A 16657-nucleotide genomic window follows, 5' to 3' on the forward strand; every position below is an offset into this window, starting at 1 on the left:
CGATGAACGAGACATTGCGGGCGCGACAGCATCACGCCTCAACAGCGACTGTCGCTCCTGCGAAAGCGGGAGCCCAGCGACTTTTTTCGCCAGGCGGGGAAATGCTCAACGACACCGGGTTCCTGCTTTCGCAGGAACGACAACCCGTTTTCACGGCACATGCCGCCCCGGCACTTCCACCAAGAGCTTAAGGCAGGAGCGCAAGAATATGCTGCAAGTCAATCAACTCAACCAGTACTACGGCGCCGCACACACGCTGCGCGGCGTATCGCTGGACGTGCAAAAGGGCCGCGTGCTCTCGCTGTTGGGACGCAACGGCGTGGGCAAGACCACGCTCTTGAAATGCCTGATGGGCGTGCTGCCGGTGGCCAAAGGCAACGTCATGTTCGACGGGCATGACATCACCAGACTGAAGCCGCACCAGCGCGCCAAGCTGGGCATCGCCTACGTGCCGCAGGGCCGCGAGATCTTCGCGCGCCTGACGGTGGAAGAGAACATGCTCATGGGCATGGCCACGCTGTCGGGCCGGCGCGCCTCACAGATCAAGGGCGAGGTCTACGAACTGTTCCCGGTGCTCAAAGAAATGCTGCACCGGCGCGGCGGCGATCTCTCCGGCGGTCAGCAACAGCAGCTGGCGATCGCGCGCGCACTGCTGGCCGAACCCAAGCTGATCATCCTGGATGAACCGACCGAGGGCATCCAGCCCTCCATCATCAAGGACATCGGCCGCGTCATCAGCCTGCTGCGCCAGCGCGGCGACATCGGCATCCTGCTGTGCGAACAGTATTTCGATTTCGCGCGCGAGCTGGCCGACACCTTCGTGGTGATGTCGCGCGGCGAGGTGGTCGCCTCCGGCACCCGGGACCAGATGGACGGCGACGACGTCAAAAAGCACCTCGCCGTGTAATCGGGCGCTCTGCTATACACTCACAGCTCTGGCGGGAGACGTGGCTGCCATGACAATGAAGAACTTGCACGCGCCCTTGGCGAGCTGCATTCCAAACTGACAACAACAAGGTATGAAACGAATCACCGGCCAATCGGAATCCGCCGGCGCAGCGGCCTTGTCCCCGGCGACGGCGCCGGAGCAGCGCCACGCGCCGGATCATGCGCGCCTGTCGCTGGGATTTGCCGACGACACCGGCACCACCCGCCTGCTGCGACGCCAGCACTTTGGCCCGCTACGTGTCCAAAAGCCGCTCTATCCCGAACATCCGTCCATCTGCCACGCCATCATCGTGCACCCGCCAGGCGGCATCGTCGGCGGCGACCAGCTGACCATCACGGCCGAGCTCGGCGCCGGCGCGCATGCGCTGCTGACCACGCCGGGCGCCGGCAAGTGGTACCGCGCCAACGGCGGGCATTCACGCCAGGCGGTGAACCTCAAGGCCGAGGCCGGCGCGGTGCTGGAATGGCTGCCGCAGGAAACCATTTTCTTCGACGATGCCGACGTGCGCATGGAGCACGAGGTGGATCTGGCCGCCGACGCCGCCTACATCGGCGCCGAGATCCTCTGCTTCGGCCGCACCGCATCGGGAGAAAGTTTCAACACCGGCGCGGTGGCCCAGCGCACGTCGATTCGCCGCGGCGGCAAGCTGGTCTGGTTCGAACAAGGCAAGCTGCAGGCCGAGCTGATGCGCGGCCCGCTGGCGCTGGACGGCCGCACCGTGTGCGGCACCCTGATCGTGGTGGGCGACGGCATGGACGCGGCGCTGCTGGGCAGGCTGCGCGAGACCATCGGCGCCCTGCAGCTGGAAGGCCACAGCGGCGCCACGTTGATGAAGCAGGTGCTGGTGGCGCGTTACCTGGGGCACTCCAGCTTGGCCGCGCGACATTGGCTGCACACCGCCTGGCGCGTGCTGCGGCCAGCGGTGACGCGGCACGAGGCGGCAATACCGCGCATCTGGAATACCTGAACCCGAGCCTCGAACATCGAACGCATCACGCACGACCTGAACGCATATCGCAATACCGTTTGCAACATCCAAAGAACCTGAAGGCCGCACGCGGCCGGGAGCCAACATGGAACTGACACCAAGGGAAAAAGACAAGCTGCTGATCTTCACCGCGGCGCTGCTGGCCGAGCGCCGCCGCGCGCGCGGCCTGAAGCTGAACTATCCGGAGGCGGTGGCGCTGATCACCGCGGCCATCATGGAAGGCGCGCGCGACGGCAAGACCGTGGCCGAGCTGATGTCCGAAGGCACCACCATCCTCAGCCGCGCCGACGTCATGGAGGGCGTGCCGGAGATGATCCCCGACATCCAGGTGGAGGCCACATTCCCCGACGGCAGCAAGTTGGTTACCGTACACCACCCCATCCCGTGAGGAGCACGCCATGATTCCAGGAGAAATGCTGGTCGAACCCGGCGAGATCGCATTGAACGTCGGCCGTCCGACCGTGAGCGTGACGGTGGCCAACAGCGGCGACCGCCCGATCCAGGTCGGTTCGCACTTTCACTTTTACGAAACCAACCCGGCGCTGAAATTCGAACGTCGCGCGGCCTACGGCATGCGCCTGAACATCGCCGCCGGTACCGCGGTGCGCTTTGAGCCGGGCCAGGAACGCGTGGTCGAGCTGGTGGCGCTGGCGGGCGAGCGTCGCGTCTACGGCTTCAATGCGCTGGTGATGGGCAAGCTCAAATCGCAGGACAAAGACAGCGGAAAGGGAAAATAAGATGAGCACAATCTCCCGCTCGGCCTATGCTGAGATGTTCGGTCCCACCACGGGCGACCGCGTGCGCCTGGCCGACACGGAACTGTTCGTGGAAGTCGAGAAGGACTACACCATCTACGGCGAGGAAGTGAAGTTCGGCGGCGGCAAGGTGATCCGCGACGGCATGGGCCAGTCGCAGCGCGCGCATGCCGACGTGATGGATACGGTGATCACCAATGCGCTGATCATCGACCACTGGGGCATCGTCAAGGCCGACATCGGCATCAAGTCGGGCAAGATCGCCGGCATCGGCAAGTCCGGCAACCCGGACATCCAGCCGGGCGTGACGATGGCCATCGGCGGCGCCACCGAGATCATCGCCGGTGAAGGCATGATCGTCACCGCCGGCGGCATCGACAGCCACATCCACTTCATCTGCCCGCAGCAGATCGAGGAGGCGCTCATGAGCGGCGTCACCACCATGCTCGGCGGCGGCACCGGGCCGGCGGTGGGCACCGCCGCCACCACCTGCACCCCGGGCCCGTGGCACATCCACTCGATGCTGGCCGCGGCCGATGCGTTCCCGATGAACCTGGGCTTCCTCGGCAAGGGCAACGTCAGCCTGCCGCTGCCGCTGGAGGAGCAGGTGCGCGCCGGCGCCATCGGCATGAAGCTGCACGAAGACTGGGGCTCGACCCCGGCGGCGATCGACAACTGCCTGACGGTGGCCGACCGCATGGACGTGCAGGTGGCGATCCACACCGACACGCTCAACGAAGGCGGCTTCCTCGAACACACGCTGGCCGCCTTCAAGGACCGCACCATCCACACCTTCCACACCGAAGGCGCGGGCGGCGGCCACGCGCCCGACATCATCGCGGCGGTGGGCGAAGGCAACGTGTTGCCCTCCTCCACCAACCCGACCCGCCCGTTCACCGTGAACACGCTGGACGAGCACCTCGACATGCTGATGGTGTGCCACCACCTCGACCCGGCGATTGCCGAGGACATCGCCTTCGCCGAGTCGCGCATCCGGCGCGAGACGATCGCGGCCGAAGACATCCTGCACGACATCGGCGCGATCTCGATGATGTCCTCCGACTCGCAGGCCATGGGCCGCGTGGGCGAGGTGATCATGCGTACCTGGCAGACCGCGCACAAGATGAAGGTGCAACGCGGCTCGCTGAAGGAAGATTCGTCGCGCAACGACAACTTCCGCATCAAGCGCTACATCGCCAAGTACACCATCAACCCGGCCATCACGCACGGCATCTCGCACGTGGTGGGTTCGCTGGAAATCGGCAAGGTGGCCGACATCGTGTTGTGGAAGCCGGCCTTCTTCGGCGCCAAGCCGTCCATGATTCTGAAGAGCGGCATGATCGCCGCGGCGCAGATGGGCGACCCCAACGCCTCGATCCCGACGCCGCAACCGGTGCACTACCGCATGATGTTCGGCGCCTATGGCGGCGGGCTGAAGACCTCGATGACCTTCGTCTCGCAGGCCGCCTTCGACGCCGGCATCGGCGAGCAACTGAAGCTGAACAAACCCGTGGTGGCGGTGAAGAACATGCGCAACCTGCGCAAGCGCGACATGATCCACAACGGCGCCACGCCGAAGATGGAAGTCGATTCCGAAACCTATGAAGTGCGCGCCGACGGCGAACTGCTGGTGTGCGAGCCGGCGGTGTCGCTGCCGCTGGCGCAACGTTATTTCCTGTTCTGATTCATTCACGAAAAACATGCTGACACTCAATACCAAGGTCGAACGGGCCGACCAGATCGACAGCGAGCTGGTGCTGCCGTACGACCAGCGCGAGAAGAGCCGCCTGCGCGCCACCATGGTCTCCGGCGAAGACGTGGCCGTGTTCACCGTGCGCGGCACCGTGCTGCGCAACGGCGACCTGCTGCGCGGCGATGACGGCCGCGTGGTGAAGATCACCGCCGCCGCCGAAGCCACCTATCGGGTCGACGCCACTGACGCCCACCTGCTGCTGCGCTGCGCCTTCCACCTCGGCAACCGCCACACGCAGGCGCATATCGGCCAGGAAGGCGGCGTCGGTTTCCTGCGCATCCGCAAGGACCCGGTGCTGAAAGAAATGTTGGAAGGTCTGGGCGCGCGCGTGTCGGAAGAGCAGGCGGCGTTCGAACCGGAGGCGGGCGCCTACGGCGGCGGTCACCACCATCATGGCGACGACCACCATCACAATCCGCTGGCGCCGATTCCGCTGCGCCAGAAGATCCATCGCCCAAGCGATCCGAAGGAATCGTAAGCGCCATGCACGCCGCCGCCCTGCTCCACCTGCTGCAGCTGTCCAGTCCGTCGTTGCCGATCGGCGCGTACAGCTATTCGCAGGGACTGGAGGCCGCCATCGAGAACGGCCGCGTGGCCAACGAGGCGGGCGCGCGCGCCTGGATCGCGCATGCCTTGCATGAAGTGGTGGCGCGTTTTGAAGCCCCCATCTTCACGCGCCTGGTGGATGCCTTCGCCGCGCGCGATGCGCAGGCGGTGACCCTGTGGACCGAGCGCTTCATCGCCGCGCGCGACACGTCCGAGTTTCGCGCCGAGACGATCCAGATGGGTTACTCGCTGGGCAAGCTGGCGGCCGACCTGAAGCTGGGCGACCCCGAGCTGCTGGCGATCCTGCAGGCGCAAGCAGAGGTGCCGCTGCCCACCGCACTGGCGTTTGCCACCGTAGCGCTGCAGGTGCCGCGCGAGGCGGCCGTGCTGGGCATGCTGTTCGCCTGGGCCGAGAACCAGGTGCTGGCCTGCGTGAAGACCGTGCCGCTGGGCCAGGTCGCCGGCCAGCGCATGCTGCTGTCGCTGCAACCGGAACTGGAGCGCGCCGCCGCGACCGCGCAGACGCTGCAGGACGACGAACTGTCCAACTGGTCACCCGGGTTGTCGCTGCTGTCGATGCAGCATGAGGTGCAGTACAGCCGCATCTACCGATCCTGATTCCGCAACAATATCGTTCAACATCACCAAAAGACAGAACACATGAGCCACTCCAACACTCCCAATCCGCTGCGCGTGGGCATCGGCGGCCCGGTCGGTTCCGGCAAGACGGCGCTGTGCGAAATGCTGTGCAAGCGCATGCGCGACAGCTACGACATGGCCGTCATCACCAATGACATCTACACCAAGGAAGACATGGAGATCCTGCTGCGCGCCGATGCACTGCCGGCCGAGCGCCTGATGGGCGTGGAGACCGGCGGCTGCCCGCACACGGCGATCCGCGAGGATGCCTCGATCAACCTGGAGGCGATCGCGCGCATGAGCGCCGACTTCCCCGACCTCGACCTGATCCTGGTGGAGTCCGGCGGCGACAACCTGGCCGCCACCTTCAGCCCCGAGCTGTCGGACCTGACCATCTATGTGATCGACGTGGCCGGCGGCGAGAAGATCCCGCGCAAGGGCGGCCCCGGCATCACCCGTTCCGACCTGCTGATCATCAACAAGACCGATCTGGCGCCCTACGTCGGCGCAAATCTGGATATCATGGCGGCCGATGCCAAGCGCATGCGCGGTGAGCGGCCTTTCGTGTTCACCAACCTGCGCAGCGGCGACGGCGTGGAAAAGGTGATCGACTACATCCGCAAGCAGGGCTTGCTGGACGAGAAACCGAAGCAGTGAATCTGCAGCTCATGCACGCCGCGCCCGTCCATCCAACGATTTCAGCTTAACGATCCGCTTTCTGCACAAGGAGAAAAACATGTTTGCACTCTCGACCAAAAACTGCGCCCGCCTCGGCCTGCTGGCAGCGGCCGCACTGGCGACCGGCTCGGCCTTCGCCCACCCGGGCCACCCCGGCGCGCACATGGACGCCTCGGCCAGCTTCATGAGCGGCTTCTCGCATCCGTTCTCGGGCGTTGATCACCTGCTGGCGATGCTGGCCGTGGGCCTGTGGGCGGCGCAAAACAAGCAGCGCGCGCTGTGGGTGCTGCCGCTGGCCTTCCCGTTGATGATGGTGGTGGGCGCCCTGCTGGCCATCGGCGGCATGAGCCTGCCGGCGGTGGAAACCGGTATTGCCGCCTCGGTCGCGGTGATGGGCCTGTTGATTGCATTCGCGGTGCGCATGCCGCTGTGGGGCAGCACCGCCGTGGTGTCGCTGTTCGCGCTGTTCCACGGTTTCGCGCATGGCGCTGAACTGCCGCACGGCTCGATGGCCGCGATGTACGGCGCCGGCTTCGTGCTGGCCACCGCCGTCCTGCATGCGACCGGCCTGATCGTGGGCGTGGTGGCCGGCCAGAAGATGGCCGACCGCGTGGTGCGCATCGGCGGCGTGGGCATTGCCGCCGTGGGCGCTTATCTGCTGGCGGCCTGAGGCTCGTCGGCAGTTTGTTGCAGTGAACGCTGGCCGCGCGCGGCCAGCCACGCATCCAGCACGGCCTCGCTTCCCTTGGGAAAATGCAGGCCGAGCTTGGAGCGGCGCCACAGGATGTCGGCCGCGCTGTTGGCCCACTCGTGACGCAGCAGGTAGTCCACCTCGGCGGCATACAATCCGCTGAAGATCTCTTCTCCCATCTCTTCCAATTTGTTCCTTCCTTTGAGCAGCACGTGGGTGCGGCTGCCATAGGCGCGCGCGTAACGACGCAGCAACTGCGGCGCGAGCCAGGCGTATTGTGTTTGCAGACCCTGCACGAAGGCGTCGAACTCGCGCACCGCGCGGTTCTCCGGCGTGGCGGCGAAGAGGTCGCCGCCGGGCAGGCAGGCGTTGGCGGTCCATGCTTCACGCTGGTTGCCCAGCACCGGCGCGATCATGTCCACGGCTTCTTCAGCCAGCTTGCGGAAAGTGGTGATCTTGCCGCCGAACACCGACAGCAAGGGCGCGCCCTCGGTGTTCAGGTCGAGCTGGTAGTCGCGCGTGACGGCGGACGCGTCAGCTGCCGCGTCTTCCAGCAGCGGACGCACGCCGGCATAGGACCAGACAACGTCGGACGACGTGATGGGCTGGTTGAAGTAACGGTTGGACAGGGCGCACAGGTAATCGATTTCTTCCTGCGAGATAGCGACGTGTTCGGTTGCGCCCCGGTACTCGACATCGGTGGTGCCGATCAGCGTGAAGTCGCGCTCATAGGGAATCGCAAACACGATGCGGCCGTCGGGGTTTTGGAAGATGTAGGCATGGTCGTGCTCGAACAAGCGCTTGACCACGATATGGCTGCCCTTGACCAGACGCACCGATTTTCTGGAACGCACATGCGCCGCCTCGCCCAGGAACTGCGCCACCCAGGGACCGGCGGCGTTGACTACGCAGCGTGCGCGCACCTGCACCGCATGGCCGTCGTCGCGGCGCAGCGTAGCTTGCCATTGTTGGCCCTGACGCTCCAGCGAGTCGCAACGGGTGCGGGTGTAGATCTGCGCGCCCTTGTCGGCGGCATCCATGGCGTTCAACACCACCAGGCGCGCGTCGTCGACCCAGCCGTCGGAGTAGACGAAGCCGCGCTTGAACTCCGCCTTCAGCGGTACACCGGCGGCGTGACGGCGCAGATCCAGCGCGCGCGAGCCGGGCAGCAATTCGCGCCGCGCCAGGTGGTCGTACAGGAACATGCCCATGCGGATCAGCCATGCCGGGCGCTGGCCCTTGGCATGCGGCATCACGAAGCGCAGCGGCCACATGATGTGCGGCGCGCTGCGCAACAGCACCTCGCGCTCGATCAGCGCCTTGCGCACCAGGCCGAACTCGTAGTGCTCAAGATAGCGCAGACCGCCGTGGATCAGTTTGCTGGACGAGGACGAGGTGTGCGAGGCCAGGTCGTGCTGTTCGCACAGCACCACCGACAGGCCGCGACCGGCGGCGTCGCGTGCGATGCCGGCGCCGTTGATGCCGCCGCCCACCACCAGGACATCACACTCCAGCGGGAAGGAGACCGATTGTCTGCTCTGTGCATGCATGTCGACCACCCGCTTACAGAACGCGCTTGCGGATCTGCGTCACCACCACTTCGGTGACGATCACGATGGCGAAGATCGAGACCAGCACGGTGGCCACGCGCGGCCACTGGAACAGGTTCAGCGCGGTGTCCAGCACCATGCCCACGCCGCCGGCGCCGACGATTCCCAGCACCGCGGATTCGCGCACGTTGATGTCCCAGCGCAGCAGGACGATGGACATGAAGGCCGGCTTCAGTTGCGGCCAATAGCCGTACCAGATCTCGGAAAACTTGCCGGCGCCCGAAGCCTGCAGCGCCTCGATCGGGCCGCGCGGCATCTGCTCGATGGTCTCGCCGGCCATCTTGCCGACGAAGCCGATGGAGCGGAAGGCGATGGCCAGCGTGCCGGCCAGCGGACCGGGGCCGAAGATGGCCAGGAACAGCAGCGCCCACACCAGCGAGTTCACCGAACGGCTGGCCACCAGCACGATGCGGGCGAACAGGTTCAGGCCGCGATGGCGGGTCAGGTTGGGTGCGACCAGCAGGCCGAAGGGTATCGCCAGTGCGATGGACAACAGCGTGCCCAGGGTGGCGATGTGCAGGGTCTCGATCAGGCCGGCCTTGACGTCGGTGCCGAAATATTCCCAGTCGATCGGCCACATGCGGCCGAGCATGTCGCTCATCTGTTCCGGCGCGTCGTAGAGGAACTCGGGGATGATCTCGATGTAGCGCAGCGACTGCACCACGGCGGCGGCGATGAGCAGCCAGACGGCGAAGCGCAGCACGCGCTGCAGCGGCGTGTGGCGCTGCCATTCGCGCTCGGCCGGATTGCCGATGGCCTGCGGGTTGCGGAGTGCGGTATCAGACATTGAAGACCTTCTTGACCGAGTTCGCCAGCAGTTCGCCGACGACGATGATGGTAATGATGGTGACCAGGATGGTGAGTACGAAGTCGTAGTCGAAGCGCTGGAAGGCGGAGAACAACACGCCGCCCACGCCGCCGGCGCCGACGATGCCGACCATGGTCGAGTTGCGCAGGTTGGAGTCGAGCTGATAGGTGGAGAAGCCGACGAAGCGCGACAGCACCTGCGGCAGCACGCCGAACAGGATCACGTTCATGAACGAGGCGCCGGTGGCGCGGATGGCTTCGACCTGCTTGATGGAAATCTCTTCGATGGCTTCGGCGAACAGCTTGCCGATGAAGCCGATCGAGGCCACGATCAATGCCAGCACGCCGGCCAGCGCGCCGAAACCGACTGCCTTCACGAACAGGATGGCGACGATCACCGGGTGCAGCGAACGACACACCGAGACCAGCGCGCGGGCGGGCCAGGAGATCCAGGCCGGCATCAGGTTGCGCGCGCCCATCAGGCCGATGGGCAGCGAGAACAGGATGCCGAACAGCGAGGCCAGCACGGCGATCTGCAGGGTTTCCTTGATGCCGTCCCACAGGATGTCGCCCTTGCTCACGTCAGGCGGGAACATGCGGCCGATGAACTTGGCGCCGTTGCCCAGGCCCGAGGAGAAGCGCTCCCACGAGAAGCCCAGCTGGGTGGCGGCGTAAATCGCGTACAGCACGATCAGCCAGCCGACGATACGCGTGATGAGCTGCGGCTTGAAGGCCAGGCTCACGCGTGGAGTATTGTTGAGCGCGCTCATGCCAGCCAGTCCTCGCCGCCGTAGATCTGCTTGAGGAAATCGTCGGACAGGTTCTCGGCATTGCCGTCGTACACCACGTGACCGCCGGACATGCCGATGATGCGGTCGGCGTAGCGCTTGGCCAGTTCGACGTCGTGGATGTTGACGATCACCGGGATCTTCTGCGCGCGACCCTGTTCCTTCAACAGCGAGATGATCTCGAAGGAGGTCTTGGGGTCCAGCGAAGAAGTCGGCTCGTCGGCCAGCAGCAGGCGCGGGCGCTGCATCAGTGCGCGGGCGATGCCCACGCGCTGGCGCTGGCCGCCCGACAATGCGTCGGCGCGCTGGTTGGCGAAGTTGCCCAGGCCGACCGTGTCAAGCAGCTCGAAGGCGTGGGCGATATCTTCCTTGGCGAAGTTGCGGCGCCATGCGGTCCATGCGTTCACGTAACCGAGGCGGCCGCACAGCAGGTTTTCCATCACCGACAGGCGCTCCACCAGGTTGTATTCCTGGAACACCATGCCGATGTGGCGACGGCTCTCGCGCAGCGCGCGGCCGCGCAGTTCGGCCAAATTCACGCGCTTGCCTTCGCTCTCGAACCAGATCGCGCCGCGACTGGGATCGACCAGGCGGTTGATGCAGCGAATCAGGGTCGACTTGCCAGTGCCGGAGGGGCCGATGATGGCGACCAGGCCGGCGTCGCCGATCTTCAGGTCGATGCCTTTGAGGATGGGGTGGCCGGGCTTGTATTCCTTGACCAGGCCCTGGATTTCGATGGCGTGTGACATGCGCGGAGCTTTCTATCGGTGGTCGGCGCGCGACTGCGGGATGCAGGCGGCCGCGGCCCGGGATTGCGCCCGGGCCGTGTTGCTTGTGACGGTGTATTGCGGTTGCTGCGAAGGCCGCGCCTGATGAGCGCGGCCGGTTGAGGTGTGCTGCTGCGCGGCTTACTTCTTGCCGGAATTCTGCTTGTCGTAGGCGGCGCGGTTGAAGGACTCGCCGGCAGAGTGGGCGACGAAGCGCACCATTTCAAAGTCCTTCTTGTAGTTGATCGGGTAGAAACGGTCAGCGCCGGCGAAGGCCTTCTTCAGTTCGTCGGTGAAGCGATAGTCGTAGAAGCATTGCAGCATCTTGTCGCGGAACTTCGGCTCCAGGTCGTGCGCGTAGGCGAAGTCCTGGGTGGGGAATTTCTCGCTGCGCCAGATCACGCGGAAGTTCTCGGCCTTGATCACCCCGCGCTCGACCATACGGTCAAAGACGTCAGAGGCGATGGCGGCGGCATCGTAGTCGCCGGAGTTCACGCCCAGGATGGACTGGTCATGCTTGCCGGAGAAGATGACCTTGTAGTCCTTGTCCGGGGTCACGCCCAGCTTGGGGAACAGGGCCATCGGCGCCATGTGGCCGGAGTTCGACGAAGGTGCGGTGTGGGCGACTTTCTTGCCCTTCAGGTCGGTCATCTTCTGGATCGGGCTGTCCTTGCGCACGATCACGTTGAGCGTGTAGCCCTGGTAACCCTTGGCGTCGCCGATCACGGCGAACGGCACGGCGCCGGCGATGTTCACGGCGAAGTTGGTCGGGCCGGGCGAGAAGCCGCCGACGTGCAGGCGACCGGAGCGCATCGCTTCGATTTCAGCGGCATTGGACTGCACCTGGAAGAACACCACCTTCTTGGAGGTGCACTGCGACAGGTAGTCGGTGAAGGGCTTGAAGATCTTGTCGTAGACGGCCGGATCTTCCACCGGGGTGAAGGTGAACACCAGGGTGTTGGGGGTCTTCAGCTTCTTCGGGTCGGTGGGGGTGTCGGCCGTGAGGTCGTTGTTGGCGTCGCAGTATTGCTGGTCGAGGTCGCCGCGGTTGGGGCAGGTGTCCTGTGCGAAGGCGATCGCCGGCAGGGCGAGTGCCAGTGCCAGTGCGAGCAGGGTCTTGATCAGACGCTGGGTCATGCTGTCTCCTGATGGATGGTTTGTGATCATAGTCCGCAGCGGGTGCGGAGGATGTGCGGGAGTGTAGGCGAGCGCGACAGCTTTTACTATTGCGCGCACGCAGCAAATCCGGGGTTTCCTTGCAGCCGGCTTTCTGCAGGCTTTCAATCTGCTTTCAATGCCGCGCCTGGCGCGGGATTACCACGCGGCGGGAGCCGCAGCGAGGGCTCGCGCCCGGCCTGGTTTGGCGGTATAAAGGCGACTGCTTAACGATAACGACACCGGAGATCATGCATATCCTGCTGGTAGAGGACGACATCGACATGTCGCGCGCCCTGTTTCGCGCGCTGGAGCGGCGCGGCTTCCAGGTGACACATTGCGCCGACGGCATCAGCGCGCTCTCGCACATCAAGGACGGCGTGGGCGACCTGGTGGTGCTGGACCTGAACATTCCCGGGCTCGATGGCTTGCACCTGCTGCAGCGTATCCGCTCACAGGAGATCCATACGCCGGTGATCGTGCTGACCGCGCGCGGCGCAGTGGGCGACCGCGTGGTGGGCTTGAATGCCGGCGCCGATGATTACCTGGCCAAGCCGTTCGACCTGGATGAACTGGACGCGCGTATCCGCGCGCTGTTGCGTCGGCGCAATAATGCCGAGGACAGTTTCCAGCGTTGCGCCCGCCTGAAGCTGGAGCGCAGCTCGGGCGCCTTCTATTGCGACGACGAGCCGCTGGAGTTCACGCCGCGCGAGCACACTTTGCTCAAGGCGCTGATCGCCAAGCCGGGCCATGCGGTGACCAAGGAGCGGCTGTTCCGACTGGTGTTTCCGATGGAGGAGAATACCCAGATCGAGGCCGTGGAAGTGGTAGTGCATCGCCTGCGCAAGAAGTTGATGCCGACCGGCACCGAGATCATGACGCTGCGCGGGCTGGGTTACCTGCTGCGCGAACGCAGCACGCCGGGTGAAGGCTGAGCCATGCGCGTGCTGTCTCGTCGCCGCTCGGTGCGCGCCTATCTGCTGGCGTGGATCATCTCGCCGATCGCGCTGTTCATCGTGATCGATTCCTTCTCTTTGTATCGCAATACGCTGGAGTCGGTGAACACCGCCTATGACCGGATGCTGATCGCCTCAGTGCACTCCATCGGCGACCTGCTGCGCATCGAGAACGGCGAGCTCAAGGCATCGCTACCCTATGCGGCGCTGGAAATCTACGAAGCGGATTACTCCAGTCGCATGATCTACCGGATCAACGACCTCGACGGCAAGTTCTTCGACGGCGACGCGGAGTTGCCGGCCTACAAGGGCAAGGCCGACAAAGCGGCTATTTACCCTGCGCTGGCGCGCATCTACGAGGATACGTATAACGGCGTGCCGGTGCGGGTGGCCGCGCTGTTCCAGCCGGTGGTGACCAATGGTCCGCACGGCGCCGCGCTGGTTCAGGTGGCCGAGACCATGGAGAACCGCAGCGCCCTGGCGCGCAAGATCTTCTGGGAGACGTTGATACGCCAGGCGCTGCTGCTGGTGGTGATTGTGTCGGTGACACTGTATGTGGTCTCGCGCGCGTTGCAGCCGGTGGATGCATTGCGGCGCCAGCTTGACGAACGCAGCGCCGACGATCTGTCCCCGGTGGCGCCGCCGATGGCGCCGCGCGAGTTGCAGCCGTTCATCAATGCACTGAACCAGTTGATGTCGCGGCTGCGCCGCCTGCTCGATCACCAGCAGCGCTTCGTGGCCAACGCTTCGCACCAGCTGCGTACGCCACTGGCGGTACTGAAGACCCAGCTGCAATCCGGCCTGCGCGGCGATGCGCCGGCGCAGGTGATCCTGGGCGAGATGTCAGACACGGTGGAGCGCGCCACCAACCTGGCCAATCAGCTGCTGTCGCTGGCCAAGGTGGAGCAGCTGCGCGGACGCGGCGTGCAGGAGGTCTGCGACCTCGGCATGCTGGCGCGCGAGACGGCGGTGGATCTCTCGCCGTTGATTGCAGAGAAGAACCTGGACTTCGAGCTCGACGCGCAAAAGGCCTTCGTGATGGGCCACCCGTGGATGGTGGGCGAGCTCATTTCCAATCTGCTGCACAACGCCATTCGCCATACGCCCGAGGGCGGCAAGCTGGGCGTGCGTATTCGCAGCGAAGGCATGCAAGCCAGCCTGCTGGTGTGGGACAGCGGTGCGGGCATTGCTGCGGAGACGATGGAGAATGTGTTCAAGGCGTTTTCTTCCAGCGGCGCTTCGTCCGGTGGGTTGGGGCTGACGATCTGCGGCGAAATCGTCGATTCGATGAATGCATCGATACGGCTGGATAACCGCTTCGCGCCTGGTCGCGCCGAATGCGACGGGCTCAATGCGATGGTGATGTTTGCGGCGGTGACGGCGACATGAGTTGCTGACGCGCTGCGGCTTTCTCGCTCACGCGCGCATGACGGATGACAACGGCGCAGTGGGTCGTCCTTGCCGCTTCGTTGTTACACTGGCGGCCTGCGTTGATTTACACTTTTTGCCATGTCCGTTGCCCCCACTTCCCCCATGTCCTCCATGATGCTCAGTGCGTCGCTCGCTGCCGATGCGACGCTGTCGAGAGAGCAGCAGACATTCAATTCGCTCGTGGCCCAGATTGGTCAGCGACGCGCATTGCTGGCCGACTGGGAGCGTGTGGTTCCCGATTTCCAGCAGGCATTTTCCGGGCGGTTGCTGCCATTGCGCAATGCCGCCGATGCGCTGGAGCGGCAGCTGATCCTGGCGCTCGACGCGCACGCCTGCAACGACGCGCTGAGCGCTTCGGAGCGACGCACGTTGTCTTCGCTGGTGGCGTCCTTGGCCGGCAAGCGAGATGACGTGGCAACGGATGATGTGCTGAAGGCGGTGTTCAATCGGCATAGCGCGTCCGACTATGACGAGGATGCCGCCGAAGAAGTAGCGGCAATGAAGGACGAGATGGAGCAATGGCTGGGCCAGTCATTGGGACGCAGCGAGGACTTCGCGTCGACGGCCGAGTTGCTGCGCCATGCGCGGCGCAAGCTGGCCGATCAACAAGCACAGGAAACGGCCCGCAAAGAGGCGCGCGCTGAGCGCCGCGCCGAACGTGCGAAGGCAAAGAAGCCGGCAGCCGCGCAACTGCGACGCGAGACGCTGCAGGCGGAGCTGAACCAGTCGCTACGCGAGATCTACCGCAAGCTGGCAAGCGCACTGCATCCGGATCGCGAGCCTGATCCTGAATTGAAGTTGCGCAAGACAGCCATGCTGCAGGCGGTGAATCAGGCGTATGACAAGCAGGACTTGCTGCATCTGCTGGAGGTGCAGATCGAATTGCAGCAGCTTGACCGGAACAGCTTGGGTGACCTGGGTGACGATCGTCTCCGTCATTACAACAAATTGCTGAGGGAGCAGCTGGACGAGCTTGACCAGGAAGTCGCGCAGGCGGAAGGGCAGTTTGCGCACGGCTATGGAATTCGTTCCGCGCAACGACTGACGCCTGAGACGGCGCTGGCGCTGCTGAAGGAGGAGATCGCCAGGCAATCGAGCGTGAAGTCGGCTGTCGAATCGGATCTTGCCCAGGTGGATGATGTGAAGTTGCTCAAGCCATGGCTCAAGGAGACGAAGCGGCGCATGAAGGAGGCGCTGCGTGATCGTTAAGTGACGTGCGGTGGAGGGCAAGAACGAGGCGTTGTTTACGAATTTGCCTGTGGATAGATTGAGTTGTGCTCTCGATGTTTGAACGTTGGCGGGTCTGTCGGAATTGGTTTGCTTGAGAAGTCGGCGCGAGCCGGCTTTTTTATTGGGTGTTTGTCGTTGTTTGCTGCCGCCTGATCTGATTTGCGGGGAACGAGATGGGGCTTTGTTCAGGCGCCTGTGAACAAGATGGATTGATTGGACGCACGGCGACTGCGCGCAGTGCATAAGAATAAGAAATCAAACCACGCTGCATCTGGGCTGTGTACAACTTTAGCGCTGAGAGGCGATGTTCATTGTCATGGCCAGTCATGCTTATCCGCCGGTGATGCGGGTAAATGCACATCGCCTGGTGAAGCTGGTCCGGATGTCGGCGTCGAATGGACTCATTCGAGGCGCGGGAAGAAATGCAGGTCAGGCATCATCCGAATTTCCCTGTGCAGAACTTAACCCCTGCGAGAAGCAATGCGACGAAGCCCGAGGATAAATCTCCGCGTCTCTGAGCGGTCGCCCAAGCGTTGCGCATCACACAGGACAGCCAGAACGGCCGGGAGCGCCGCCGGCGTTATGTTGTGAGCTCCGAGCGCAACTCATCTTGGGGGATTTTCTGAAGAGAGGACCAGTTCGTTCGGCGGATAAGCCCTCTTCAGCTAGATCCGATACGCCGTAACTAGGTTATCCGATGCGAGAGCGGTGGGAATGGCAGAGAAAACGCAAAAGAGCGCCCGGGTATGAGGCGTAATGGCCGGGTTGTGGGAGAAAAACGTTGTTGTGCTGGCGCTGCGGGAGTGGAGGATGCCGCTGGAGTGGCGAAGTGCGTTGTGGGAGCGCAAAAGCAAAAACCCCACCATCGTGTGATGGTGGGGTTATGCGGAGTAACAAGCCTGACGATGACCTAC

The 16657-nt window shown here is 64.2% G+C and carries 17 protein-coding genes; 12 read left to right on the forward strand and 5 right to left on the reverse strand.

What is annotated here, in order from left to right:
- Positions 1 to 208: 208 nt before the first annotated feature.
- The 9 genes from urtE (at position 209) to J8I26_RS09305 (ending at position 6978) form a co-directional block, all read left to right on the forward strand.
- Positions 209 to 907: an urea ABC transporter ATP-binding subunit UrtE gene (gene urtE, locus J8I26_RS09265; protein ID WP_209606364.1), complete on the forward strand. Its 699-nt coding sequence runs from the start codon at positions 209 to 211 to the stop codon at positions 905 to 907.
- A gap of 112 nt (positions 908 to 1019) precedes the next feature.
- Positions 1020 to 1916, forward strand: a complete 897-nt coding sequence (locus J8I26_RS09270; protein WP_209606366.1) for an urease accessory protein UreD — start codon at positions 1020 to 1022, stop codon at positions 1914 to 1916.
- 106 nt (positions 1917 to 2022) lie between these two features.
- Complete coding sequence (locus J8I26_RS09275; protein ID WP_209606368.1) at positions 2023 to 2325, forward strand: urease subunit gamma; 303 nt, start codon at positions 2023 to 2025, stop codon at positions 2323 to 2325.
- Between the two features lie 10 nt (positions 2326 to 2335).
- Positions 2336 to 2674 (forward strand): urease subunit beta, encoded by a 339-nt coding sequence (locus tag J8I26_RS09280; protein WP_209606370.1) that lies wholly within the window; start codon positions 2336 to 2338, stop codon positions 2672 to 2674.
- Between the two features lies 1 nt (position 2675).
- Positions 2676 to 4376, forward strand: a complete 1701-nt coding sequence (ureC, locus tag J8I26_RS09285) for an urease subunit alpha (protein WP_209606372.1) — start codon at positions 2676 to 2678, stop codon at positions 4374 to 4376.
- A 16-nt stretch (positions 4377 to 4392) separates the two neighbouring features.
- Positions 4393 to 4923 carry an urease accessory protein UreE gene (gene ureE / locus J8I26_RS09290; RefSeq protein ID WP_209606374.1) on the forward strand — a complete coding sequence of 177 codons (531 nt, stop codon included), beginning with the start codon at positions 4393 to 4395 and terminating at the stop codon, positions 4921 to 4923.
- A 5-nt stretch (positions 4924 to 4928) separates the two neighbouring features.
- Positions 4929 to 5609: an urease accessory UreF family protein gene (locus J8I26_RS09295; RefSeq protein WP_209606376.1), complete on the forward strand. Its 681-nt coding sequence runs from the start codon at positions 4929 to 4931 to the stop codon at positions 5607 to 5609.
- Between the two features lie 42 nt (positions 5610 to 5651).
- Positions 5652 to 6287 carry an urease accessory protein UreG gene (gene ureG / locus J8I26_RS09300; protein WP_209606378.1) on the forward strand — a complete coding sequence of 212 codons (636 nt, stop codon included), beginning with the start codon at positions 5652 to 5654 and terminating at the stop codon, positions 6285 to 6287.
- A gap of 79 nt (positions 6288 to 6366) precedes the next feature.
- The gene (locus J8I26_RS09305) at positions 6367 to 6978 is read left to right on the forward strand and encodes a HupE/UreJ family protein (protein WP_209606381.1); all 612 of its coding nucleotides are present in this window, start codon (positions 6367 to 6369) and stop codon (positions 6976 to 6978) included.
- Here the strand turns inward: J8I26_RS09305 and glpD are convergent.
- From glpD to phnD, 5 genes are all read right to left on the reverse strand, one after another.
- Positions 6960 to 8549 carry a glycerol-3-phosphate dehydrogenase gene (gene glpD, locus J8I26_RS09310; protein WP_209606383.1) on the reverse strand — a complete coding sequence of 530 codons (1590 nt, stop codon included), beginning with the start codon at positions 8547 to 8549 and terminating at the stop codon, positions 6960 to 6962. The two genes, J8I26_RS09305 and glpD, sit on opposite strands and share 19 nt — an antisense overlap.
- A gap of 13 nt (positions 8550 to 8562) precedes the next feature.
- Positions 8563 to 9396 (reverse strand): phosphonate ABC transporter, permease protein PhnE, encoded by an 834-nt coding sequence (phnE, locus tag J8I26_RS09315; RefSeq protein WP_209606385.1) that lies wholly within the window; start codon positions 9394 to 9396, stop codon positions 8563 to 8565.
- Entirely contained in the window at positions 9389 to 10186 is a 798-nt protein-coding gene (phnE, locus tag J8I26_RS09320; protein ID WP_209606388.1) for a phosphonate ABC transporter, permease protein PhnE, read from the reverse strand. Before phnE (J8I26_RS09320) ends, phnE (J8I26_RS09315) begins: the two co-directional genes overlap by 8 nt.
- On the reverse strand, positions 10183 to 10953 hold the full coding sequence (phnC, locus tag J8I26_RS09325) for a phosphonate ABC transporter ATP-binding protein (protein WP_209606390.1): 771 nt from the start codon (positions 10951 to 10953) through the stop codon (positions 10183 to 10185). The genes phnE (J8I26_RS09320) and phnC overlap by 4 nt, the downstream gene beginning before the upstream one ends.
- Positions 10954 to 11112: 159 nt before the next feature.
- A complete protein-coding gene (gene phnD, locus J8I26_RS09330; RefSeq protein WP_209606392.1) occupies positions 11113 to 12108 on the reverse strand; it encodes a phosphate/phosphite/phosphonate ABC transporter substrate-binding protein in 996 nt (331 codons plus the stop codon).
- Between the two features lie 269 nt (positions 12109 to 12377).
- On the opposite strand from phnD, the gene J8I26_RS09335 reads away from it, so the two are divergent.
- From J8I26_RS09335 to J8I26_RS09345, 3 genes are all read left to right on the forward strand, one after another.
- Positions 12378 to 13061 (forward strand): response regulator transcription factor, encoded by a 684-nt coding sequence (locus J8I26_RS09335; RefSeq protein ID WP_209606394.1) that lies wholly within the window; start codon positions 12378 to 12380, stop codon positions 13059 to 13061.
- Between the two features lie 3 nt (positions 13062 to 13064).
- Positions 13065 to 14471, forward strand: a complete 1407-nt coding sequence (locus J8I26_RS09340; protein WP_209606396.1) for a sensor histidine kinase — start codon at positions 13065 to 13067, stop codon at positions 14469 to 14471.
- A gap of 144 nt (positions 14472 to 14615) precedes the next feature.
- On the forward strand, positions 14616 to 15722 hold the full coding sequence (locus tag J8I26_RS09345) for a J domain-containing protein (protein WP_209606398.1): 1107 nt from the start codon (positions 14616 to 14618) through the stop codon (positions 15720 to 15722).
- Positions 15723 to 16657: the final 935 nt, after the last annotated feature.

This window comes from Herbaspirillum sp. LeCh32-8 (assembly GCF_017814915.1).
Taxonomy (GTDB): Bacteria; Pseudomonadota; Gammaproteobacteria; order Burkholderiales; family Burkholderiaceae_D; genus Herbaspirillum.